This window comes from Streptosporangium sp. G12 (assembly GCF_052983175.1).
This window is the reverse complement of record NZ_JBRIQO010000002.1, coordinates 383,216-405,667: the sequence shown is the minus strand read 5'-3', so window position 1 is coordinate 405,667 and position 22,452 is coordinate 383,216. Positions and strand designations below refer to the sequence as shown.

Annotated in this window: 15 protein-coding genes; 8 read left to right on the top strand and 7 right to left on the bottom strand. The window is 70.7% G+C overall.

Going from position 1 to position 22,452, the window contains the following annotated elements:
• Nucleotides 1-137: 137 nt before the first annotated feature.
• From ACVCAG_RS04995 to ACVCAG_RS04985, 3 genes are all read right to left on the bottom strand, one after another.
• The gene (locus tag ACVCAG_RS04995) at nucleotides 138-608 is read right to left on the bottom strand and encodes an ATP-binding protein (RefSeq protein ID WP_440081650.1); all 471 of its coding nucleotides are present in this window, start codon (nucleotides 606-608) and stop codon (nucleotides 138-140) included.
• A gap of 347 nt (nucleotides 609-955) precedes the next feature.
• On the bottom strand, nucleotides 956-1,912 hold the full coding sequence (locus ACVCAG_RS04990) for a TIGR03885 family FMN-dependent LLM class oxidoreductase (RefSeq protein ID WP_440081651.1): 957 nt from the start codon (nucleotides 1,910-1,912) through the stop codon (nucleotides 956-958).
• Between the two features lie 108 nt (nucleotides 1,913-2,020).
• The gene (locus ACVCAG_RS04985; protein ID WP_440081653.1) at nucleotides 2,021-3,106 is read right to left on the bottom strand and encodes a hypothetical protein; all 1,086 of its coding nucleotides are present in this window, start codon (nucleotides 3,104-3,106) and stop codon (nucleotides 2,021-2,023) included.
• A gap of 315 nt (nucleotides 3,107-3,421) precedes the next feature.
• Here ACVCAG_RS04985 and ACVCAG_RS04980 point away from each other — a divergent pair, with 315 nt between their 5' ends.
• Complete coding sequence (locus tag ACVCAG_RS04980; RefSeq protein WP_440081654.1) at nucleotides 3,422-4,318, top strand: SCO6745 family protein; 897 nt, start codon at nucleotides 3,422-3,424, stop codon at nucleotides 4,316-4,318.
• A gap of 6 nt (nucleotides 4,319-4,324) precedes the next feature.
• Here the strand turns inward: ACVCAG_RS04980 and ACVCAG_RS04975 are convergent, their stop codons facing one another.
• Nucleotides 4,325-7,153, bottom strand: a complete 2,829-nt coding sequence (locus ACVCAG_RS04975) for a glycosyl hydrolase (protein ID WP_440081656.1) — start codon at nucleotides 7,151-7,153, stop codon at nucleotides 4,325-4,327.
• A gap of 665 nt (nucleotides 7,154-7,818) precedes the next feature.
• On the opposite strand from ACVCAG_RS04975, the gene ACVCAG_RS04970 reads away from it, so the two are divergent.
• The 4 genes from ACVCAG_RS04970 to ACVCAG_RS04955 all read left to right on the top strand — a co-directional run bounded on the left by ACVCAG_RS04970 (nucleotide 7,819) and on the right by ACVCAG_RS04955 (nucleotide 11,228).
• Nucleotides 7,819-8,181: a hypothetical protein gene (locus tag ACVCAG_RS04970; RefSeq protein ID WP_440081657.1), complete on the top strand. Its 363-nt coding sequence runs from the start codon at nucleotides 7,819-7,821 to the stop codon at nucleotides 8,179-8,181.
• A gap of 286 nt (nucleotides 8,182-8,467) precedes the next feature.
• On the top strand, nucleotides 8,468-9,592 hold the full coding sequence (locus tag ACVCAG_RS04965; RefSeq protein ID WP_447189516.1) for an FAD-dependent oxidoreductase: 1,125 nt from the start codon (nucleotides 8,468-8,470) through the stop codon (nucleotides 9,590-9,592).
• Between the two features lie 204 nt (nucleotides 9,593-9,796).
• Nucleotides 9,797-10,387 carry a dienelactone hydrolase family protein gene (locus ACVCAG_RS04960; RefSeq protein ID WP_447189515.1) on the top strand — a complete coding sequence of 197 codons (591 nt, stop codon included), beginning with the start codon at nucleotides 9,797-9,799 and terminating at the stop codon, nucleotides 10,385-10,387.
• A 199-nt stretch (nucleotides 10,388-10,586) separates the two neighbouring features.
• Nucleotides 10,587-11,228, top strand: a complete 642-nt coding sequence (locus tag ACVCAG_RS04955; RefSeq protein ID WP_440081660.1) for a tetratricopeptide repeat protein — start codon at nucleotides 10,587-10,589, stop codon at nucleotides 11,226-11,228.
• 104 nt (nucleotides 11,229-11,332) lie between these two features.
• On the opposite strand, the gene ACVCAG_RS04950 is transcribed toward ACVCAG_RS04955, so the two are convergent.
• On the bottom strand, nucleotides 11,333-12,181 hold the full coding sequence (locus tag ACVCAG_RS04950; protein ID WP_440081661.1) for an alpha/beta fold hydrolase: 849 nt from the start codon (nucleotides 12,179-12,181) through the stop codon (nucleotides 11,333-11,335).
• A gap of 371 nt (nucleotides 12,182-12,552) precedes the next feature.
• The gene (locus ACVCAG_RS04945) at nucleotides 12,553-15,453 is read right to left on the bottom strand and encodes a BTAD domain-containing putative transcriptional regulator (protein ID WP_440081662.1); all 2,901 of its coding nucleotides are present in this window, start codon (nucleotides 15,451-15,453) and stop codon (nucleotides 12,553-12,555) included.
• A 563-nt stretch (nucleotides 15,454-16,016) separates the two neighbouring features.
• Here ACVCAG_RS04945 and ACVCAG_RS04940 point away from each other — a divergent pair.
• From ACVCAG_RS04940 to ACVCAG_RS04930, 3 genes are all read left to right on the top strand, one after another.
• Entirely contained in the window at nucleotides 16,017-19,688 is a 3,672-nt protein-coding gene (locus ACVCAG_RS04940) for a choice-of-anchor D domain-containing protein (protein ID WP_447189514.1), read from the top strand.
• Between the two features lie 183 nt (nucleotides 19,689-19,871).
• Complete coding sequence (locus tag ACVCAG_RS04935) at nucleotides 19,872-20,699, top strand: hypothetical protein (protein ID WP_447189513.1); 828 nt, start codon at nucleotides 19,872-19,874, stop codon at nucleotides 20,697-20,699.
• 567 nt (nucleotides 20,700-21,266) lie between these two features.
• Nucleotides 21,267-21,833 (top strand): transposase, encoded by a 567-nt coding sequence (locus ACVCAG_RS04930; RefSeq protein WP_447189512.1) that lies wholly within the window; start codon nucleotides 21,267-21,269, stop codon nucleotides 21,831-21,833.
• Here ACVCAG_RS04930 and ACVCAG_RS04925 read toward each other — a convergent pair.
• Nucleotides 21,731-22,354 (bottom strand): O-methyltransferase, encoded by a 624-nt coding sequence (locus ACVCAG_RS04925; protein WP_447189511.1) that lies wholly within the window; start codon nucleotides 22,352-22,354, stop codon nucleotides 21,731-21,733. The genes ACVCAG_RS04930 and ACVCAG_RS04925 overlap by 103 nt on opposite strands.
• Nucleotides 22,355-22,452: the final 98 nt, after the last annotated feature.

Below are 22,452 nucleotides of genomic sequence, written 5' to 3'. Positions count from 1 at the left end.
CGGCGCCTTCCCGGTCCGCCTCTTCAGGCGCCTTCCCGCTTCCTGCCCGCGGACCTCTCAGGGCCCCGGACGGCCACGCGATCCCGGGCCGGGTGACACCGGGCGCGCCGGACGATCGGGCGCCTCCCGGCACGCGCCTACTTGAACTGCAGGACCGGGGCGACGGCGGGACGGAGGTGGGCGGGGGCGGGGAGACCCAGGACGAACCAGACGATCTTTCCTCCGGAGGGAGGATGGGCGACACCCCAGTCGTCGGCGAGGGAGTCGACGATCTGGAGGCCCCGGCCGCCGGTGGCTTCCATGTCGCGGGCGCACACGCGGGGAGCCCCCTCCCCCGGGTCGAAGAGCTCGCCGCGGACGAAGCTCCCGCCGCCCCGGATCCGCAGCGCGCACGCGGCGCCGCCGTACCTGACGGCGTTGGTGACCAGCTCGCTGACGATCAGCATGCAGTCGTCTATCAGATCGTCCGCACCCCACAGGGAGAGCTCCCGGCGGACCAGCGAGCGGGCGTCGCGCACGCTCGTGGGAACGGCGGGCAGCAGGCACTCGCCTTCGTACTCGTGGGCGACCTCGAGGGACGCCGCAGATGAGTCGTGCTGGAGAGACACTGCGCCTCCTTCTGATGGGAGCGCTCCCATGACAAATGTAGAACATTCACCTACGTCTGTGAATTGATTCCTCCCGAATTGTTTCCATCACATGTCGCGAGAAGTGAGGAAGATCCGATTCGTGCCATGGCCTCCGGCGGCTGAAGAGGCCGGTCACCGGCCGGGCACCCGCCCTTACCGTTCAACCTCCCCGGCCGGAAATCCGCCCGCGCCGTCGTCCCCTCCAGCCGGAAATTCGCCTGCGCCGTCGCCCCCTCCGGCCGGGACGCCGTCCGTACCGCCCCCTCCGGCCGCGCGCCGACGTCGGCGCGACGTCAGCGCGGCCGGGGAGGCGGGAGAGGCATCCGTCAGCGCAGCTGGGGAAGCACCTTCGCGCCGAAGGCGTCGATGTAGGCGGCCTGCTCCTGGCCCACGTGGTGCAGGTAGATCTCCTCGAAGCCCAGGTCCGCGTACTCGTTGATCCTGGCGGCGTGCCAGCCGAGGTCGGAGGAGACGTTGACGGCCTCGGCCACCTTCTCCGGCGAGACGTCCGCGGAGACCACGTCGAAGAGCTCGGCGGTCTCGAGGTCCCAGCTGACCGGCGGCGAGAAGACGTTGCTCCGCCACTGGTCGTGGGCGATGGCCATCGCCTCGTCGTCGCTCTCGGCCCAGCTGAGGTGGACCTGGAGCGCCACCTTGCCCTTGCCTCCGGCGTCCCGGTAGGCGCCGACGACCTCGCGCAGCCGGTCGACGGGCCCTCCCACCGTGATCAGGCCGTCGGCCCACTCCGCGCACCAGCGGGCCGTCTCGGCACTCACCGCCGCGCCGACCAGCTTCGGGGGGACCTCCGGGCGGGTCCACAGCCGGGCACGGTCGACGGTCACCAGCCCGTCGTGGCTGACCTCCTCCCCCGCCAGCATCGCCCGGATGACGTCGACGCACTCCCGCAGCCGCCGCTTGCGGAGCTCCTTACGCGGCCAGCGGTCGCCGGTGATGTGCTCGTTGCTCGCCTCACCCGTGCCGAGGGCGGCCCAGAAGCGCCCGGGGTACATCGCGCCGAGGGTGCCGATCGCCTGGGCGATGATCGCGGGGTGGTAGCGCTGGCCGGGGGCGTTGACCACACCGAACGGCAGGTTCGTGGCCTGGAGCGCCGCGCCCAGCCAGGACCAGGCGAACCCCGACTGCCCCTGACGCTCGCTCCACGGGGAGAAGTGGTCCGACGACATCGCCGCCCCGAACCCCGCCTGCTCGGCCCGCGTGACCGCCTTCAGCAGCTCTGCCGGATGGATCTGCTCGTGTGAGGAATGAAAGCCATAAGTCGCCATCGTCTCCGGCTACCCGGGAGAGGGACGTCCATTCAGGTGAGCGGCGCGGTACCGCCCGGGACACCGGACGGTACCGCGCCCCGGCCTTCGCGAGGCCGAGGTGGCCTTTTAGAAGGCCGAGGTGTAGGTGACCAGCGACTGCCGGTCGACGCGGGTGGTGGCGTTGTAGCAGATGACGTTGCGGACGAACGCGTTGCTGCCGCTGGTGTTCCAGATGGTCTGCAGGTTGCAGAACTCGGGGCCGGAACCGTACGCGGTGACCTGGACCTGGTCCTTCAGGACCCCGACCCTCGGGAAGATCACCAGGCGCTGGCCGGGTCCCGCCACCTGGATGGTGTTCGTGCCTCCCTGGGAGTTGTAGTTCAGAGCCGAGGGCACCGGCGCGTACGGGCCGGGGTTGGCCGGGGTGGTGTCGAAGGTGTAGGCGAAGTTCTTCGGCGGGATCGCCGCGCCGGTGATGGCGCGCTCACGCTGGTAGGTCAGCGTCCATCCGGTGTTGAGCGGCACGTTCGTCGCGTTGTGGCAGCGCACCTGGACCGCCTGCGCGCCCACGCCCGGGGCCCAGGCGCCGACCTTGCAGCGGGCGGGCTGGCTGGGATTGACCGCGGTGACCTGGAGGTTCCCGGCGAAACCGGACGAGCCCAGGCCGGGCAGGGTGACCGTCCAGACACCCCCGCCCCCGGCGACGGTGTTCACGCCCCCGGCCGAGTTGAACTGGGTGGCGATGGCGGCGCCGTTGTAGTGCACGTAGCCGAACGCCTGCGGCGCGGGCAGGACGCCGGTGCTCTGCTCGAAGACGATGCTGTACGGGGTGAAGACCGGAGCCCCTCCGTACCGGTAGCACTGCACCGCCACCACCAGGTCGGTGCCCGACGGGCCCCAGTTCTGCGCCTGGCACCAGTAGGCGGTCTCGGAGATCGCCGTGACGTGGACCACGCCGCCGGTGATCGCGATCTGCGGGAACTTCACGAACGTCTGCCCGACCCCGCCGGGAGTGACGCTGACGTTGAAGCCCACCCCCCAGCTGCCCGCCTGGTGGTTGACGTCGGGAATGCCGGAGGTCACGTTGACCACGGCGAAACCCCACCGGTTGGGAACGGAGGCCTGCGCGCCCGTGGCCGTCGCGGTGATACCCGCGGTGAGCATCGCGATGACACACAGGATCCGCAACATCGCTCTTCGTAACTGACGCATGCCGTACTCCATCGGCTCGGGGGTTGGGCGATCGGACGCGACCGCGATGCCGGCGCGGGAAAATGTCGGAAATCACAGTTCGTCCTGAGCTCTTGATAACCCGCCCGTCCCCCCTTGAGAAGACCCAACCTGACGGGTGAGATGACTCCGTCTTCCCAGATCAGGTCAGGGTTCGGACCAGATGGCGGCTCTCTCGTCGAGAGATCGTCCGGCCGTTCCGCCGAGTACCGTATGTACATGCACAGCCGATCCGCCAGGATCCACGAGACGGGGTGTGAGACCGTGCCGGAGCCCGAACCGAACGTTCCGCGTGTCATGTGGCAGTTACTGGAGCCCCTGCACGCCGTCACCTATTTCGCCCCCGAGGCTCGGGCGGCGGCCGACGCGGTCGGCATGCGCGGCTTCTGGATGGGCTACTTCGCGGCCAGGGCGGCACCGCTCGGGCCGGTGGGCCCCGGCGTCGTCACGGCGGCGTTCCACGGCTTCCCTCCGGCCAGGGTCGCCAGGGCGCTCCCCGACGCGTGGACGTTCGCGACCCCCGGCGACGTGCTGCGCGCCCGGCTCGACGGGGCGGGAGCGGCACTGCGGAACCTGCTCTCCGACAAGGTGACCGGCTCTGACGACCTGCGCGCGGCGGCGGACCTCGCCTGGGAGGCCGCCGGGCTCGCCGACACCGCCGGCCGGGTGCTCGGCGCGGCCAACCAGGCGCTGCCCGCGCCCGACGAGCCGCACCTGCTGCTCTGGCAGGCCGCGACCACGCTGCGCGAGCACCGGGGCGACGGGCACGTGGCCGCCCTCGTCGCCCACGGCGTCTCCCCCGTCCAGTCCCACCTGCTCAAGGTCGCGGCGGGCGAGACGGACATGGACCAGCTGCGTCTGGCACGGCGCTGGGACGACGAGGAGTGGGAGGCCGGTGCCGCCGCGCTGCGCGAGCGCGGGTGGGTCGACGGTTCCGGCCTCCTGACGGCCGAGGGCGCGCGGGAGCGCGAGCGGATCGAGCGGCTGACCGACGAGGCCGCGGCCGCTCCCTGGCGGGCCCTGGGAGACGAGCGCACCTCCGAGCTCGCCCTGCTGCTGCACCCGCTGACCATGGCCGTCCTGGAGTCGGGCATCATGCCGCCCTCGAACCCGATCGGCCTGCCGCCGCCCCCCGGGGAAGGCGGGAACGGCCGGGGGCTCACGCTCCCGGCCGTCCCTTCACCGATCAGCTGAGGGGGGTCAGCCGAACGGCAGCCTCACGGTCGACTGGTTGCCGATGCCGAGGCTGACGGCACCGTTGCCGATGGCGTTCCAGACCTCGACCCTCACCCGGCCGTTCGACAGGTTGCCGAGCGTTCCCGAGGAGGACTGCGGGCCGGCTCCCTGCGTGTAGTGCTCCCAGCCCGTCACCGGGTCGGTGGCGAAGTAGGCGTAGGTCTCCACCCTGTCCCAGCTCCCGTTGCCGGTCAGGTCGTAGGAGACCCGGACCTGGGTGCCGTTGGCGACCGAGGTTCCCGCGTCCACGAAGAGGTCGAACGCGGTGGTGCCGCCGTTGTGGCCGGCGGTGAGACCGGTCGCCGTGAAGACCTGGGCGTTGGTCGGCACGCCGTCGTGGTTGCCGTTCGCGGCGGCCACCGTGACGCTGCCCGCCGCGCCCGCCGTGCCCGGCAGACCGCCGCCGCTCTGCAGGTAGCGCGTCGCGGTGAAGCCACCCGGGTCCGGGGTGGGCGTCGGGGTCGGGGTGGGCGTCGGGGTCGGCGTGGGCGTGGGATCGGGGTTCGTGGTGCCACCGCCCGCGTTGCCGCCGCTCCAGGTGAAGGCGCCGGAGGTGACCGTCTTGCCCGCCGGGACGTTGAGCACGGTCCCGTTGGAGAAGGTCACCGTGAGCGCGCTGCCGGTGATGTTGGACGCGACGTAGGTGCGGGCCCCGTTCTTGCTGAACACCTTGGCCAGCGGGTGGTTGGCGGTGATGGAGGTGTCGACCGTGCCGAGGGCGGCCAGGTTGCGGATCCAGTGGAAGGTGTGCGCCCTGCTCTCCCCCTCCTCGGGGGTGTAGGCGCCGGCGGCGCGCAGGTTCGCCAGGGCCGCGTCACCGTTGCCCAGCGCCTGGAACTGCCAGAGGATGTCCCGCCACACCGTGGGCGGGCCTCCGTTGTTGCGTACCAGCTCGGCGTAGTTGGTGTTCACGTAGGCGGGGTTGTCGCCCATGTAGAAGTGCCCGCCGGTGACCGGCAGCATGTTGATGCCCTGGATCATCTCCGGCTCGCCGCTGAACCAGGTGGCGTACGCGCCGCCGCTGCCCCAGACCATGCCGACCGTGCTGTGGCCGAAGGCGGCGGGGAAGTTCTGGTCGCGCGAGTCGAACCAGTACTCCTGGATCGCCGCGGCCTGGGTCGTGTAGATGAAGATGCCCGCGTCGCGGACGGCGGTGTTGCCGGTGGCCTGTCCCCACTGGATGAGGGCGTTGGCGAAGTTCTGGCCCTCCGACGACGACTCCTGGTTGTTGCCCGAGCCGAACGCGCCGTGCCCGGACGCCCAGTCGTGGCCCGCGTAGATGTCGAAGTCGCGCAGGTACGGGAAGCGGGTGTCGTTGCGGTCGTAGTTGTTGGCGTCGCGGATCAGCAGGTCCACCATGCCGCCGTACTGGCTGGTCTTCGCCCAGTTGGGGTCGAACTTGGCGAGGGTCGCGGCCGCGGCGATGTAGTAGCCGTAGTGGAAGTGGTGGTCGTTGAGCTCCAGGTCGGAGCCGTACGAGGCCGGGTAGCCGAGCAGGGTCCCCCAGCTCGGGTTGTAGTAGAAGACCCGGCTGGTCTTGCCCGGTGAGGCGGTGAACCAGTCGTTGAGGCGGGTGCGGATGGCGTTCAGCGCGGCGGTGCGCACCGACGTCAGGTTGAGCTGGTCGGCGATCTCCGCGATGCGGGCGGCCCGGCCCAGGCCCTTGCCGGTCCAGTAGGTGTCGTCGCCCCGGATGTCCATCGGGTTGCCGAGCTCGGCGTTGAGCTGGTTGGTGACCGTGGTGAGGTCGGCGCCCGAGCTGTCGGCCACCGCGGGGATCTCGGGCAGCACGCCGGTGTACTTCATCGTCGTCCTGAACTGCGTACCGGTGACGATCTTCATCGGTCCGCGCGCCGACACGTACGTCTGCGCCAGCGGCGTCGAGCCGGTCAGGTGGTTCCACTGGTGTGGGTAGAGCGCGATGACCGTGCCGGTCTGGCTGCCCTGCCTGGCCGTGGTGGTGAAGGCGTACGTCGTGGTGAGCGAGCTCGCGGCCTGGTTGTAGGCGTACGAGACCCGGGTGCCGGTGACGTGCGCGTGCGCGTACTGGCCGTAGGTGCTCGCCAGGGCCGCGCGGTCGCCGCCCGCGGGCAGCGCCGCCACGGAGAAGAAGCCCCTGCCCGCCAGGGCGGAGCTGATCGTCGTGCCGCTCACCGACCAGGTCGCGCCGGTCGGCGCGTAGGCGACGTAGTCACGGCCGCCGGCGGTGAAGCCGATGGTGGCGCCGCTGTTGGACCACACCGTGGGGGTGCCCGCGGTGGTGATCTGCGCGTCGCCTCCGGTGACCTGGAAGTACGCGAACGGCAGGCCGTGCCCGATGGTGGCCTTCATGGTCCGGCCCGCGCCGCTCCAGTACGGGGTGACGGTCCAGTCGCTCCAGCCGTCGACCTTGACGTCCGGCGAGCTCAGGCCCGCGACGCCGACGCGGATGTTCTCGACGTACGGGTAGTGGTACTCGCCGACGCCGGTCGCGGTGCCGCTGATGGCGGGGGTGGTGTTGTAGGAGAAGCCGAGACCGTTGCCGAAGGTGTCGTACGAGATCGGGTGCGCGTGGAGCGGCTCACCGTACGCGCAGTCGGTCTTCTTGTAGAGGATCGACGACCACCAGTCGTTGGTGGGCACGGCCCCGGCGGGGGCGTTGGCCGTCACCCACTGGCGGGGGTTGGTGGAGATGGAACCGCAGCCGGCCGGCAGCGAGCGTCCGGCCGGGAGGGTGTCGGCGTAGCTGCCGGCGCCGACCGTGGCGGCCTCGGCCGAGCGGGCGGCGCCGAGGCCGAGCAGTCCGGCCACCATCGCGACGACCACACCGGCGGCGAGGCGGCGACGGCGAGTCCTGAGGCGGGCCGCCGACCGGGCGAGTCGTCCTTCACGGGGGGGCGCACTGTCCGGACCCGTGGTCCGGATTGAGGGATCCATTGGGGGGTGCCTCCGGGGAGAGGAATCGGGCTCTGAAGCTGACCGATACGAGAGAGCGCTCTCTCACCGAAAAGTAACGGGCTGCGTCACGGCAGTCAATGTTTCACGTTGGTAACGAATAGGTAAAGTACAGACGTGCAGGCGAGAGGGCGTAAGCGCAGAAAATAGGGCGTTCCACCGGACGGCGATGCCCCCTCGGGCTCATACGCACCGCACCGCCCCCCTGGCCAACGATCAAGAAATGGACCTACCCTGATCTGAGAGCGCTCTCTCCGTTGATCGGCGTCAATCGCCGATCGACCACTTGGCGGTGCCCGCTCCCCCGCTCCCCGGCGCCCTCGGGGAGGGTCGCGAGCCGGCGGCCACAGAAGGCGCGGATCCTGCGCGCGAGCCCCCGCACCCGCACCCCTCCGGGCCGCACATGCCCGATCGCCGAGACGGGCGCAACTGGCGGGGCGGTGACAAAATCAAGGCTGGACACTCAGCGTGACAGTCAATTTACTTTGCGTGACCATCCAGGCACCCCTGCCCCAGGAGAGAACATGCGAAGCAGGAAGCTCACGACCGCCGCGCTGGGCGTCGCCGCCGTCGGTGTCGCGGGTCTGACCGCGATGACCGTCGCCGCTCCGGCCACGGCCTCCGTGCCCGCCGCCCCCGCCGACTTCACCGGTTACCAGCTCGTCAAGCTGCCGAACGCCAACGTGCCCAACTTCCAGCGCCGCGTGGTCCGCTGCCCCGCCGGGAAGAAGGCCGTCGGCGGCGGCGCCGAGGCGCAGGGCAACCAGGCCGTGCTGGTGGGCTCCTTCCCCACCGACGACGGCGGCGGCTGGATCGGGCTCGGCCGTCAGCCCGGCTACAACGACGTCGGCATCAGCGTCTACGCGATCTGCGCCAACGTCAGCTGATCGTCACCCCCGACGACACCGTCCCCCGGCCATCACTCCGGTGATCACCGTCCCCGTGGTCACCACCCGCTCGTCCGCGTTCCCGATCATCATCCCGGTGATCACCGTCCCCCGTGATCACCACCGCCTGGTCAACGTCCCCTGATCGGCGTCCCCCGAGAAAGCACCGGCTCCGGCCGGGCCCGGAAGGGTCCGGCCGGAGCCGTTTCGCGCGTTCACCTAGGATCGCCCCCGTGGAGAACCCGCCGTCGAGCACGACGACGCCGCTCGAAGGGAGAGGCCGCCGATGAACACCCCTGACCGGATCGAGACGGAGGTCGCGGTGATCGGCGCGGGGCTGACGGGCTCGGCCACGGCATGGGAGCTCGCCCGCCGCGGGCACGCCGTCACCCTCATCGAGGCGTACGACGTCGGTCACCGGCGCGGCAGCTCGCACGGCACCTCACGGATCTACCGCCGGGCCTACGCCGACCCGGAGTACGTGCGTCTCACCGGCCTGGCCGGGGAGCGCTGGCGCGAGCTGGAGAACGACACCGGGACGGCGCTGCTCCGCGTCACCGGCGGCGTCGACCTCGGCGCGGGGCGCGACCCCGAGGGGATCGCCCGCCTGCTGGCGGAGGCGGGCGTGCCGCACGAGCTGCTCTCTCCCGGCGCCGCGGCCGAGCGCTGGCCGTTCATGCGCTTCGAAGGGCCGGTGCTGCACCATCCCGAGGCCGGTACGGCCGACGCCGACGCGGCGGTGGCCGCCGCGGTGAACCGGGCGGCCGAACTGGGCGCCCAGGTGCTCACCGGCGTACGGTTCACCGGCGCGGAGCCCCTGCCCGGCGGGCGCGTCCGGCTGCGCACCGAGGGCCCGGAGGTGACCGCCGCCACCGTCGTCGTCGCCGCGGGCCCCTGGCTGCCGGAACTCGCCGGACGGCTCGGCGTGCCGGTGGGATTGCCCCCGCTGCGGGTGACCCAGCAGCAGGTCTTCCACTTCCGCTCGCGCGACCCGGACGCCCGCTGGCCCGTCTTCGTCCACACGGACGGCCCGCAGATCTACGGGCTCCCCTCGGGCGGCGACGGCGGCTCCCGGCCCGCGGTCAAGGTCGCCCAGCACGACGCGGGCAGACCCGTCACCGCCACCGCCAGGGACGGCGTCGTCGACCCGGCCTCCCGTGCCGTGGTGACCGCCCACGTCCGGAGATGGCTGCCCGGCCTCGACCCCGCCCCGGTGTCCGAGGCGAGCTGCCTCTACACCATCACCCCCGACGAGGACTTCGTCCTCGACCGCGTCGGCCCCGTCGTCATCGCCTCCCCCTGCTCGGGCCACGGCGCCAAGTTCGCCCCCCTGATCGGCCAGATGACCGCCGACCTGGCCCTCGGCCACACCGAGCCCCACCCCCGCTTCGCTTTGCGCCGCTTCACCTGAAGAGCCGACCCGCGTCCCGCCGACGCGACCATCGCGTACCGAGCCGGTGACCGGGCCAGAGACCACCGCGCCGCGGGGACGGAAAGCCACCGGAGGCACCTGGTCGCGCCCGGACATCGTCAGCGTCGAGACCCGGACCTTCGCCCGCCGCCGTGACCGGGGTCCTTCGCCGGGTCGGGTGGCCTCGCCCGTTGGCGAGGACCGGTGTCCGTAGGAGAGGATGGCGATGTGGTGCACATCGCTCTGTTCCATTCCGTGTACGGCCTGCGGTCCGTCGAACGTACCGCCGCCGATCGCTTTCGCGCCGCCGGGCACGAGGTCGTCACGCCTGACCTGTACGCAGGTGAGACCGCCACGACGATCGATCAGGGATTCGCCCTGATGAACCGGATCGGCTGGAAGGCCATGGTGGGACGAGCGCGCGATGCTGTCGGAAGGCTGCCCGCCGACACGGTCCTCTCCGGCATCTCGATGGGCGCCGGGGTCGTAGGGGCCCTACTGGCCGACCGGCGCGACACCGCAGGCGTGCTGCTCCTGCACGGAATAACGGAGATCCCCGCATCGGCGTGGGGCAGCCCACCGATGCAGCTGCACGTCGCCGACCCGGACACGTTCGCACCTCCTGCGGCCGTCGCCGCATGGGAGAAGGCCGCGACCGACGCGGGGGCCGCGGTGCAGGTCTTCACCTATCCGGGCGCCGGACACTTCTACACGGACGCGGATCTTTGCGATCATGACGAGGGTGCCGCCGACCTCACGTGGCAGCGAAGCCTGAGCTTCCTCCGCCACCTCTGAGCCGCTCGATTCGGGGCACGTCGGTGCCGGGCGCGTGCCCGCGCCCGAACCGGTGAACGTTTCCGCGACCATTCCCACGACGGGCTCCCACAACCCGTCGGCCAAACTCTCACGGCAGCCGGAAGACTGGTGTCACACCTCGTTCGCCGCGTACGGTGTTCGACGCGGCGGGCGGATCCGGGTGAACGGGGTTGAGCGGATGAGTGCCGAAGAAAAGCTCGAACGGGCCAGACTGCTCTACGAACGCGCGGTCTTCGACGGTGAGGCCGGGGTGCTGGAGGTGGCCGACCGGGAGCTGGACGCGGTCGAGGCCGGTCTGGCGCTGGCCCGTGGCCGGATCATGCACGCGCGCTTCTTCGAGGACGGAGAGGAGGACCCGCGCGAGCTGGCGCTGTTCGAGCGAGCGACGGAGCTCTACCGGGCGCTCGGCGACCTGCGTGGCGAGAGCGAGTCGCTGCTCTGGACCGGCCTCCTCCACCAGGTCGTCCGCGGGGACGACGACACCGCGGTCCCGTTTCTCGAACGGTCGCACGAGCTCGCGGTGCGGGCCGGTGACAAGCTGCTGACGTCGTACGCGCTCCGGCACCTGGGTACCGCGGAGCACGCCGCCGGACGGCTGGAGACGGCGCGGGAACGGCTGGAGGAGTCGGTGCGGCTCCGCCGGGAGCTCGGCTTCCTGCCGGGGGTCGCCGCGAACCTGGTGGGGCTGATCTACATCGCCGCCGCGGAGGGCCGCCGTGACGACGCGCTCGCGCTGGCCGAGGAGGCGAGCGCCCTCGCCGAGGCCGCCGGTGCGAGGAACATCGCGCGCCAGATCGAGGAGGCCCGTACGCGGGTGTAGGCGATCTCACCCCTGTCGAACCTCCGGAAGAACCGGGAGGCCGGCGCGGTCACGGCTGTCTCCTGGGCCGGGTCGCCAGGAGACTGCCGTCGGGCCGCGCTACCTCAGGAGCCGGAAAGCACCTCGTCGAGCTTGGCGGCGAAGGCCTCGTCCTGGGTGCCGAAGGCCCCGTGGTCGCCGGGGAACATCACGTGCCGCCCCTCGATCTGCTCGGCGACGACGAAGGAGGCCCGGTAGGGCGGCTGTCCCTCCGACTCCTCGCCGGCCACCATCACCACGCGCGCCGAGGAGGCCCGGAGCGCGTCGACGTCGGGGAGGTAGCTGACGAACGGCGGCACCTCGTAGCCGATGAAGAACTCCGTGTTCTTCTCCATCCGGGCCATCGCCTCCGCCATCTCGGGGGTGGGCTCTCCCTGCTCCCCGCGGGTGGCCGCCTCCTCGTGCTCGTGGCCGGTCCTGTCGAACCCGGTGGCGAAGGCCTTCATGGCGGCTTCGGTCCCCTCCTTGGCGAACGCCTCCTCCACGTCCCGGATGACGCCGCGCCAGCGGTCGCGGTCGGGCAGCAGCTCGAAGAGCGGCGGCTCGTGGGAGACCAGGACGCGCACCTGCTCGGGGTGGCGGGCGGCCAGCTCCAGGCCGATGATCGCCCCAGAGCTGTTGCCGAAGACGTACGCGGGATCGTCGGCGGTGACGCCCGCCTCCACCAGCACGCGGTGCGCGTCGTCGGCGTGCGTCTCGATGCTCTGCGGCTCCGGCGGCCCGTCCAGGGGGCTGCGCGAGTTGCCGCGCCGGTCGTAGGTCACCACCGTGTAGCGGTCGGCGAGCCGCCGGGCCAGGCCCGCGTATCCGGCGGCGTCGTAGACCCCGCCGCAGATCAGCAGCAGGGTCGGCCCCGAGCCGCGGATCTCGTAGTGAAGGGTCGCGCCGGGCACCTTCAGGGTGTTCGTCTTCATGGGCCGCATGGTCGTTCCTCCTCGAAAATCGTCGTCCGTCTCGTTCCGCCGATCGCAGAGAATCGGAGCCACGGATGCGTTCTCGACATCCCTGCCCGCAAGACCTCAGAAAAAGAGTGCCTCCTCCTGTGGCAGGCCACCCCGGGTTGGCGGCACATGGAGAACCGCACCGCCACCGTCCTCCTCGCTTCCCCTCGAGGAGGACACCACGGCCTCGCCGACCTGGCCGTCATGGCGGCCGGAGCGGGGAGGCGCGTCGTAGTAGTGCAGGTCCACACTCCTGATGATGCCAGCCGGCACCGACAGTTCCGGGCCCGAACACGATGTTCCCCGCGTTCCCCGCGTTCCCCGCGGACGCGGACGGTCCGCGCTCAGCCGGTCAGGACGGTCACCTTCGGCTCGGCGTTCCACCACGAGGCCCCGTGCCGGTCCAGCAGGGCCCGTACCTCGTCCGCCTCGGGCATGTTCCGACGTACGAAGATCTCAAGCGCCTCGGTCAGGCAGGCCCCGGCCCTGCCCGGCTGGCCGAGCCGGGAGAACGCCTGGCCGAGCGCGACGAGTGCCTTGCCCTGGATCCATTCGTTGCCCGCCTCCGCCATGAGGGCCAGCGAGTCCTCGGCGCAGTCCACGGCGCTGTCCGGCTGCCCCATGGCGAGGTGGGTCTCGGCCATCCGCAACAGGGTCGCCCCCTCCCGGACGCGCTGTTTGAGCCTCCGGTACGCCTTCCGCGACTTCACGAGCCGGGAGAGCGCCTCCTCCGGGCGCCCGGCGTCCCGCAGCACGACGGCCGACTGGTACATGATGTCGGCATCCGCCCCGCCGCCCAGCTCGCTGATGGTGCGGGTGGCCAGTTCCATGGCCTCCACCGCCTCTTCGGCCCTGCCGACCGACACGAGCGCGAGCGCCAGGTTGCCCAGTCCGGTGGTCTCGCTGCTCCGATCGCCCAGCTTGCGCCAGATCTTGATCGCCTCGGCGTACATCGCGATCGCCTCGTTCTTGGACCCGCGGTTGGCGCCGACCATGGCCAGCAGGTTGATGCTCTGCGCGTACTGCGCCAGATCGCCCTCGGCAAGGCTGAGATCCCGCGCGGCGAGGCCGTCCTCGATCGCCGCGTCGAGGTGCCAGCGGCCCGCCAGGAACTCTCCGCGCATGCACCGCGCGTGTGCCTCGGCGCGGCGATCCCCACGGGCCGCCGCCGCCTCGACGAGGGCTCCCGCCGCCCGCTCGTAGCGCTCGGGGGTCTCGTCGGTCTCCAGTACGTCGGACGCCATGTCGAGCAGCCGTATCGCGTCGAAGAGGACGCTGCCCGGAGTCCGGGCGATCTGGTGCACGCCGCTGATCACCCCTTGCTCCTCGTCCTCCGCCCAGATCACCCCGGCCTCCTCGTCCGAGAAGGACGGTCCGGGGAAAGACGGCCCGGAGAAGGGCGGTTCCGCGCCGACCGGCCGTTCCGGGCCTGACACCGGCATGCCCGGATAGGCCAGCCGGTAGGCCGCCGTCATGCCGGCGAGGTAGTAGCCGAGCAGCCTGGCCAGCGCGGCTCGCCGGACGTCCTCGTCGTCCAGCCGCGACCGGGCGAAGATCTTGAGGAGGTCGTGGTAGCGGTAGCGGCCCGGCGAGGGCGACTCCAGCATGCTCACGTCGACCAGCGCCTCGCACACCTCCTCCGCGTCCGGCTCGTCCAGGTCGAGCACGGCCGCCGCCGAGCCCAGCGAGAAGTCGGCCGCGTCGGGGATGGCCAGCAGCCGGAACGCCGAGGCGTGCGCGGCGTCGAGCTGGTCGTAGCCGAGGGCGAACGTCGCCTCGACGGCCAGGTCGTCCACGCGCAGCTCCGCCAGGCGCCGACGCTCGTCGGCCATCCGGTCGCGCATCCTGGCCACGCTCCAGGCGGGCCGCGCCGCCAGCCGCGAGCCCACGATCCTGATCGCCAGCGGCAGATGCCCGCACGCCCCGATCAGGTCCGCCGCCGCCTCGCGTTCGGTGGCCACGCGCGCCTCCCCCACCACCTTGCCCAGCAGCGCCATCGCCTCGTCGTGGGGCAGCACGCCCAGATCGACCTGGCGTACTCCGGACAGCCCGACCATCTTCGCGCGGCTCGTCACCAGTACCGCGCATTCGGCGGCCCCCGGCAGCAGCGGCCGTACCTGCGCGGCGTTCGCGGCGTTGTCCAGCACGACGAGCATCCGCCGGTCCGCCAGCATGGAGCGGTACAGGGCCGCCCGCTCGCCCAGCTCCTCGGAGTCGGCGGGGACCTCCGCCCCGAGGGAGCGCAGGAACCTGCCGAGCACGGTCTCCGGTGCGAGCGGCTGCGCCCCCGAACCCCTGAGGTTCACGAAGAGCTGGCCGTCGGGGTAGTCCGGCGCGAGCCGGTGCGCCACGTGGACGGCCAGGGTGGTCTTGCCCATGCCGCCCGCGCCCGACACGGCCGAGATCAGCAGCGCCGGGGCGTTCCCCGACCTCAGGGCGTCCACCATCTCGTCGACTTCGGATTCCCTGCCGGTGAAGTCCGCGGTGTCGGCGGGGAGCTGCCGGGGCACCTGCCTGGCGGCCGCGCTCGCCGCCTTCTTCCGGCCGAGGGCGGGGTCGGCCGTGATGATCCTCTGATAGAGCTCCGCCAGCTCGGGCGAGGGGTCGATGCCGAGATCCTCGGCGAGCAGTTTCCGGGTGTCGGTGAAGACGCCTATCGCCTCGGCCTGCCTGCCCGAGCGGTACAGCGCCAGCATCAGCAGGCCGGAGAGCCGTTCCCTGGCCGGGTGTTCCCCGCGGAGCGCGGTCAGTTCGGCGATGACCTCGGTGTGCCTGCCCTCCTCGACCTCCTGGGCGAGCCTGAGCTCCTGTACGGCGAGCCGCCGCTCCCCGAGCCGGACCCGCTGGCCCTCGGCGTAGCCCCCCTCCAGCCCGGCGAGCGGCTCTCCCCGCCAGAGCGCCAGAGCCTCGCCGTACCGTCCCTCGCGGGACAGCTCCTCCATCGTGACCAGGTCGCAGGTCCCGCCGGCGAGGGCGTACCCGCTGCCGATCGAGGTGATCACCTCGGCACCGAGGGCGGAGCGCAGGCGCGAGACGTACGTGCGCAACGTGCTCATGGCGGTGCGGGGACGGTCCTCGCCCCAGATGGCGTCGAGCAGGTGACCGTGGCCCACGGCCCTGCCCTCGGCCAGGAGGAGGACGGCGAGGACAAGCCGCTGCTGAGGCGAGCCGATCTCCACCTCGTCGCCGTCCCGCCAGACGCGCACCGGCCCCAGTATCGAGAACCGCAGTCCGGGATCACTCATTTGACAGCGCTGTCTTTCGCTCGTTCTCGAACAGTCCCACGGAAGCGCCGCCGTTCTCTCGCGCCGGGATGCTGTCCGACGAGATCCAGACCGTTTCGTCCCGTCGTACCGCTCCGCACCAGCTCACCACGAGGAAGCATCGTATGGCAGCACATCGACATTTGCCGAAAAACCGGCGAACCTCGTAATTTTCCACATTCGGGATGTTTCACCAGTGATCGCGGCGGCCGACCACAGGGCACCCACCGCGACGTCGGCGGCCACACCGACCCTCGGATCACTCACACCGGCGGACCGCCCGGACCGGCTGGAGAACCCGAACCGACGCCGGGCACCGCTTCCACCGGCACGCAAGCGGCTTCCAGCAATCCGTAAGCACTTACATGAAACTTTCCGTATAGGAACCAACGCAACATGGTCGTTACGTTTCATGTATTAGCTGAAATCTTGCAGCAATCTGTTCGTCATTTTAAGGTGTGGATACCCCCCGGGCACCACCGGCCGGCGTCTGCGACGTTCCGGCCGCGAAGCGTCCGGCTCTTCGTAAAGTGAAGGGTCAGCCGATGAAGAAGTCCGGCAGGCTAAAGGCCTGGACCATCGCCACGATCGCGGCGTTGACGGCGGGAGGGCTGGCCTCCTTACCGGTCGCCCCCGCCACGGCCGCCGCGAGGGCCGACTCCCCGTTCGACTTTCCCGGGCGCGGCGCCACCGTGCCCTTCTTCGAGATAGAGGCCGAGGACACCGCCCACTCGGGCCAGGTGATCGGCCCCGACCGGATCTACGGCCGCCTCCCCTCGGAGGCCTCCGGCCGCAGGGCGGTGACGCTCGACTCCTCGGGTGAGTACGTGGAGTTCACGCTCACCCGGCCGGCGAACGCGATGTCACTGCGCTACAGCGTGCCGGACAACGCCTCGGGAACCGGTCAGAACACCACCGCGAGCCTGCGGCTCAACGGCACGCACCTGAAGGACCTGACCCTCACCTCCAAGTACGGCTGGTACTACGGCGGCTACCCGTTCAACAACAACCCCGGCGACACCAACCCCCACCACTTCTACGACGAGACGCGGACCATGTTCGGGTCCACGCTCGCCGCGGGGGCAAAGGTCCGCGTCCAGTTCACCGGCGGCATCCCGGTCACCGTGGACCTGGCCGACTTCGAGGTCGTCGGCGCCCCGATCGGGCGCCCGGCCGGCTCGCTGTCGGTCGACGACTTCGGCGCCGTCAAGAACAACACGGGCGTCGACAACACGGCCGCCTTCCAGGCCGCGGTCAACGCCGGCAAGGCCCAGGGCAAGGAGGTCTACATCCCCGAGGGGACCTACAACCTCTACGACCACGTGGTCGTCGACGGGGTCACCCTGCGCGGGGCGGGCCCCTGGTACAGCGTGCTCGGCGGGCGCCACCCCACCCAGCGCAACCGGGCCGTCGGCGTCTACGGCAAGTACGTCCAGGGCGGCGGCTACGGCGGCGAGATCCGTCCCCACGAGGCGGGCGGCCCGAGCCGCAACGTCACGCTCAAGGACTTCGCCATCATCGGCGAGATCATGGAGCGCGAGGACAACGACCAGGTCAACGCCATGGGCGGCGCGATGACCGACTCGGTCGTGGACAACGTGTGGATGCAGCACACCAAGGTCGGTGCCTGGATGGACGGCCCGATGAACAACTTCACCATCAAGAACAGCCGCATCCTCGACCAGACCGCCGACGGCGTGAACTTCCACACCGGGGTCACCAACTCGACGGTGACCAACACGTTCCTGCGCAACACCGGTGACGACGCCCTGGCCATGTGGCCGGAGCGGATCCCGAACGTCGGCAACAAGTTCACGTTCAACACCGTGGGCGTCACGCTGCTGGCCAACAACATCGTCACGTACGGCGGCAGGGACATCCAGATCACCGACAACGTGGTGGCCGACACCGTCAGCAACGGCGGCGGCATCCACATCGCGAACCGCTACCCGGGCGTCAACTCCGGCCAGGGCACCGCGGTCGCCGGAACCCACACCGTCGCCCGCAACACCCTGCTCCGGGCGGGCAACAACGACTTCAACTGGCACTTCGGCGTCGGAGCCCTCTGGTTCAGCGGGCTCAACGAGCCGGTCAACGCCACCATCAACGTCACCGACACCGACATCCTGGACAGCTCGTACGCCGCGATCCACATGATCGAGGGCACCACGAGCACGGTGAACTTCAACAACGTCAACATCGACGGCACCGGCACGTACATGATCCAGGCGCAGTCGGGCGCGAACATGACGTTCAACAACGTCAGTGCCGACCACATCGGCGCGGGTGTCGCCATCCACAACTGCGTCGGCGCGGCCTTCACGCCCGTCTTCGGCACCGGCAACACCGGCTGGAGCCCCAGCAGCACGACCTGCACCGGCACCTGGCCCACGCCGAACTACATCTACCCCGGTGGCGGTGGCAACACCGGCGGCCTGTCCGGCTCCCCGGGCAGCCTCTCCTTCGCCGCGCGCCAGGTCAACACCACCAGCCCGGCGCAGGCCGTCACCATCACGAACGGAGCCACCACCGCGGCCCCGATCGGCTCGGTGACCGTCACCGGCGACTACGCCCAGACCAACAATTGCGGCAGCTCCCTCGCCGCGGGCGCGACGTGCACGGTCGGCGTCACCTTCAGGCCGACCGCGACGGGTACCCGCACCGGCACGCTCACCGTCGCCAGCAGCGCCCAGGGCGGCCCGGTGACCGTGAGCCTCTCCGGCAGCGGCACCAACGGCGTCGCCCTGACCGCCTCCCCGGGCAGCCTGTCCTTCGGGACGCGCCAGGTCGGCGGCACGAGCCCGGCGCAGGCCGTCACGGTCACCAACACCGGCACCGCCACGGCGACGCTCGGCGCGGTCGCGACCACCGGCGACTACGCCCAGACCAGGACCTGCGGCACCACCCTCGCCTCCGGCGCCTCCTGCACCGTCAACGTCACCTTCACCCCCACCGCCTCGGGCACCCGCACGGGCACCCTGACCGTCGCCAGCAACGACCCGAACAGCCCGCTGACGGTCGGCCTGAGCGGCAGCGGCACGAGCTCGACCACCAACCTCGCGCTCGGCGCGACGATGACGGCGAGCAGCTCCAACGGCGGCTTCCCGCCGGGCAACGCCAACGACGACAACACCTCCAGCTACTGGGAGTCGAACAGCAACGCCTTCCCGCAGTGGCTGCAGGCCGATCTCGGCACCGCGCAGAGCGTCGGCTCCGTCACCCTGAAGCTGCCCCCGCCGGCCGCGTGGGCGACCAGGACGCAGACCCTGTCGATCCAGGGCAGCACCAACGGCACCACCTGGACCACCCTGAAGGCCTCGGCCGGACACACCTTCGACCCGAGCACCGGCAACAGCGTCGCGATCCCGCTGACCAGCTCGAGCGTGCGCTACGTCCGGATCAATTTCACCGCCAACACCGGCTGGCCCGCGGCCCAGGTCTCGGAGTTCCAGATCTTCCCGGGTGGCGGCAACCCCACGCCGACCGTGGCGCTGGCGGCCTCCCCGGTCAGCCTGACGTTCGCCGCCAGGACGGTCGGCAGCACCAGCCCGGCGCAGGCCGTCACGGTCACCAACACCGGCACCGGGTCGGCGGCCCTGGGCGCGGTCGCGACCACCGGCGACTACGCCCAGACCAGGACCTGCGGCACCACCCTCGCCGCCGGCGCCTCCTGCACCGTCAACGTCACCTTCACCCCCACCGCGACGGGCACCCGTACGGGCACGCTGAGCGTGGCGAGCAACGACCCGAACGGGCCGCTGACCGTGGCGCTGACCGGGACCGGCGGTTCCGCGCCCGTCACCAACCTGGCGCAGGGCAGGCCGACCACGGAGACCAGCCACGCCCAGGTGTACGGCTCGGGCAACACCGTGGACGGCAACGCGAGCACCTACTGGGAGTCGAACAACAACGCCTTCCCGCAGTCGGTCACGGTCGACCTCGGCTCCACGCAGAGCGTCGGCCGGGTCGTCCTCAAGCTGCCCCCGGCCGCCGACTGGGCCACCCGTACCCAGGCGATCGCCGTCCTGGGCAGCACCGACGGGACGAACTTCACCGGCGTCGTCGGCTCGGCGACGTACACCTTCAACCCCGCCACCGGTAACACGGCCACCATCACCTTCCCGGCCACCAGCAGGCGCCACCTGCGCCTGACCTTCACCGCCAACAGCGGCTGGCCCGCCGGCCAGCTCTCCGAGTTCGAGGTCTACGCCTCGTAGGCTCGCAGCCTCGTGGCCGAACCGGGCACCGGATGGGGCGAAAGCGTCCCATCCGGTGCTTTTCTCGCCCCGGCTTTCATCCCGGCGCCCGCGTAGATCCGATGGATCGGACCGTTGGTGTCAACCGAACACCCTTATCCCCCGTCTCCCCTTATGCCCCATCTGTCGTAAGCAGGAGGCGACGTGCGCGTCCGTTCGGTTCTCTCAGTCGCCGTCCTGACCGGAAGCCTGGTCCTCCTCTGGCACCCTCTTCCCTCTTCCGCGGGGCAGGGCTCGGTCGTCGCGGCCGACATCGTGGAGTACGAATGCACCACCGACGGCGCGGTGGAGAAGCAGACCATCCAGATCAACGTCGAGATGACGATGCCGGCGAGCGCGACCGCGGGACAGCAGTTCACGATCGGCTGGCGCGGCACCTACTCCGGCACCGGCCTGACGGCGCCCGCCGCGGGACTGCCCGCGGGCACCAAGCTGTACGCGTACGCCTCCATCAGCGATCTTCCCGGGCTGACCTCCGCCACCGGGGTGGGCACCCTCGACACGGTCGGCGCGGGTCAGACCATCCCGCTGCCCACGGCCCAGATCGCGCTCGCCACCACATCGAACAATCCGGGCACCGCGACGGTGAAACCCGCCGCCGTCAACTTCGGGACCCAGCCCGACCAGCCGTTGATCGAGTGCGAGTCGCAGAACAAGGACGCCCTGATGACCTATCCCCTCACTGTCGCCGGGGGCGGTCAGGCGACCGATCCCATCCCGACGGACACGGCCACGGAGCCCGTCGGCCCGCCCTCGACGGATGAGGACACCGAGGCCGCCGAGACCCCGCAGGACGCGAACGGCGAGGTCGACGAGACGCCGGCCGGAGCGGCCGACACCGGAGGCGGTGGCGAGAGCGGCCCCGACGGACGGGTGCTCGTGCTCACCGGCTCCCTGGTCACCCTCGGCGCCGTCTCCGGACTGCTGTGGCGCCGTCGCGGCGCCAGGATGGCCGTGGGCCGGCGTGCCTGACCGCGCTGGAGGATGATCCCGGCTCGGGACCACGGCCGGCCCCGACGCCTCCGCCCGTCCCGGGACCCGCCGACCGCGGTCGGCGCCGGCGGCCCGGACCAGGGACGGAGCCGTGACCTGGAACTTCCTGGAATCTCGGGCGAATCTCAACCGCCTCATGGCGCCCACTTCGTGAGACATCGTCCGTCAAGCGGGACGTGGCCTCACTGGACAACCCGGCGACCGCCATACCTGTCCTCGCGGCGAACGGGGGCGCATCTCATCACCCAGCGGTGTCCGGAGGAAGCCCTCCGGGCACCGAGTCCAAGGAGGCGGCCGGAGCCGGGTGCCCCCCGATCGACGCACCGGCCAGCACCTCGCGCACTGCTCGATACCGGTACTCACACCAGCGCCTGTTAATCCACGATCGTCACCCGTGCGGAGTTCGATCCGACTACCGTTCCGGGCGCATATGATGCCGCGCAACCGTCAAGCGTGTTCTGAGAACGATCAGTTAAGCACGTCCCGAGACCTCACATCGACACGCAGAAATCAGAAGCAGTTTCCTTTGCTTTATTTCCCCATGCGGTGCCCGCCGAGGCCGAGGCGCCCACCAGGCCGGGGACGAATTCGGCAGGTTCGTTACCGGCTGGAAACAGGAGAACGGCCCGGTCGGTGACAACTCGCGCGAGGGAGGGGTTCCATGCGAAGGCACGGGATATTCCTGGCCGGCCTCGTCTGCGTCCCAGGCGGGTGCTGGCCGACAAGGCCTACTCCTCCCGCGCCGATCGCGCCCATCTGCGCCGGCACGGTGTCCAGGCGGTCATCCCCACCGAGAAGGACCAGCGGGCCAACCGCCTCAAGCAAGGTCGCCGGGGCGGTCGACCGCCAGGATTCGACCGTGAGCGATACAAGGAACGCAACACCGCCGAACGGTGCATCAACAAGTTGAAGGGCAACCGGGCGGTGGCCCTGCGCACCGACAAACGCGAACGGATCTACCGGGGCACCGTCGACGTTGCCTCGATCAGGATCTGGCTGCGTGACCCGGTTCATCGATCCGCCGCGCCGGCCGTCCCGGGAAAACGACGAGTGGCCACGAGCGCGGCCAGATCCGGTGCGAGCCGAAGCTCCGCCGCGTCCAGCCCGGGGTGATCGAGCCAGTGCATCCGCGCCTGGTCGACAGCGCCGTCGAATCGCGGCGGCCACTGCCGGGCCGGAGTCAGGTCGTCGATGACCAGCGTGCCTCCTGGCCTGAGCAGCCTGTGCGGATCGGCCGGCTTCTCGCCGCTCTTGCCTTGGCCGCCTCCATCGAGCACGAGCAGGTCATACGGCCCGTCCCGATGGATCTCCCGCCAGTCAGCACAGATCACCGAGACCTGCGGATGATCGAGGAAGATCTGGGCGGCCAGGGCCGCTCGATGCGCGTCCCGTTCGACGCTGACCAGACGGGCCTGCGGCCGGGCGCCCGAGGCCAGCCATGCCAGGCCCACTCCGCACCCGGTTCCGGTCTCCCCGATCACGTCGGCGCCGGCCGCCAGAGCGTACAGCAGTCGCCCCTGCTCAGGACGGCAGGAAGGAGCAAAGCCCGCCTGCCGGGCTGTTTGGAGCGCACATTTGACCAGTGGAGGCAACCCCGCGAGATCGGCATACGCCGCCGTACCGCCGATTGACATCACTCCAGGTTAAGGCGATTGATGTCATGGATCCACAGGACAGTCCCTGACCGAGTTCGACATAACCCTGAACCATGCAGGATCACCCCTGAAGCATT

What these genes read in the sequence shown, in the direction of transcription:
- ACVCAG_RS04980 (WP_440081654.1), top strand. Translation starts at nt 3,422, where the DNA reads ATGTGGCAGTTACTGGAGCCCCTGCACGCCGTCACCTATTTCGCCCCC.
- ACVCAG_RS04970 (WP_440081657.1), top strand. Translation starts at nt 7,819, where the DNA reads ATGCGAAGCAGGAAGCTCACGACCGCCGCGCTGGGCGTCGCCGCCGTC.
- ACVCAG_RS04990 (WP_440081651.1), bottom strand. Translation starts at nt 1,912, where the DNA reads ATGGCGACTTATGGCTTTCATTCCTCACACGAGCAGATCCATCCGGCA.
- ACVCAG_RS04975 (WP_440081656.1), bottom strand. Translation starts at nt 7,153, where the DNA reads ATGGTGGCCGGACTGCTCGGCCTCGGCGCCGCCCGCTCGGCCGAGGCC.
- ACVCAG_RS04955 (WP_440081660.1), top strand. Translation starts at nt 10,587, where the DNA reads ATGAGTGCCGAAGAAAAGCTCGAACGGGCCAGACTGCTCTACGAACGC.
- ACVCAG_RS04985 (WP_440081653.1), bottom strand. Translation starts at nt 3,106, where the DNA reads ATGCGTCAGTTACGAAGAGCGATGTTGCGGATCCTGTGTGTCATCGCG.
- ACVCAG_RS04940 (WP_447189514.1), top strand. Translation starts at nt 16,017, where the DNA reads ATGAAGAAGTCCGGCAGGCTAAAGGCCTGGACCATCGCCACGATCGCG.
- ACVCAG_RS04950 (WP_440081661.1), bottom strand. Translation starts at nt 12,181, where the DNA reads ATGAAGACGAACACCCTGAAGGTGCCCGGCGCGACCCTTCACTACGAG.
- ACVCAG_RS04965 (WP_447189516.1), top strand. Translation starts at nt 8,468, where the DNA reads ATGAACACCCCTGACCGGATCGAGACGGAGGTCGCGGTGATCGGCGCG.
- ACVCAG_RS04945 (WP_440081662.1), bottom strand. Translation starts at nt 15,453, where the DNA reads ATGAGTGATCCCGGACTGCGGTTCTCGATACTGGGGCCGGTGCGCGTC.
- ACVCAG_RS04925 (WP_447189511.1), bottom strand. Translation starts at nt 22,354, where the DNA reads ATGTCAATCGGCGGTACGGCGGCGTATGCCGATCTCGCGGGGTTGCCT.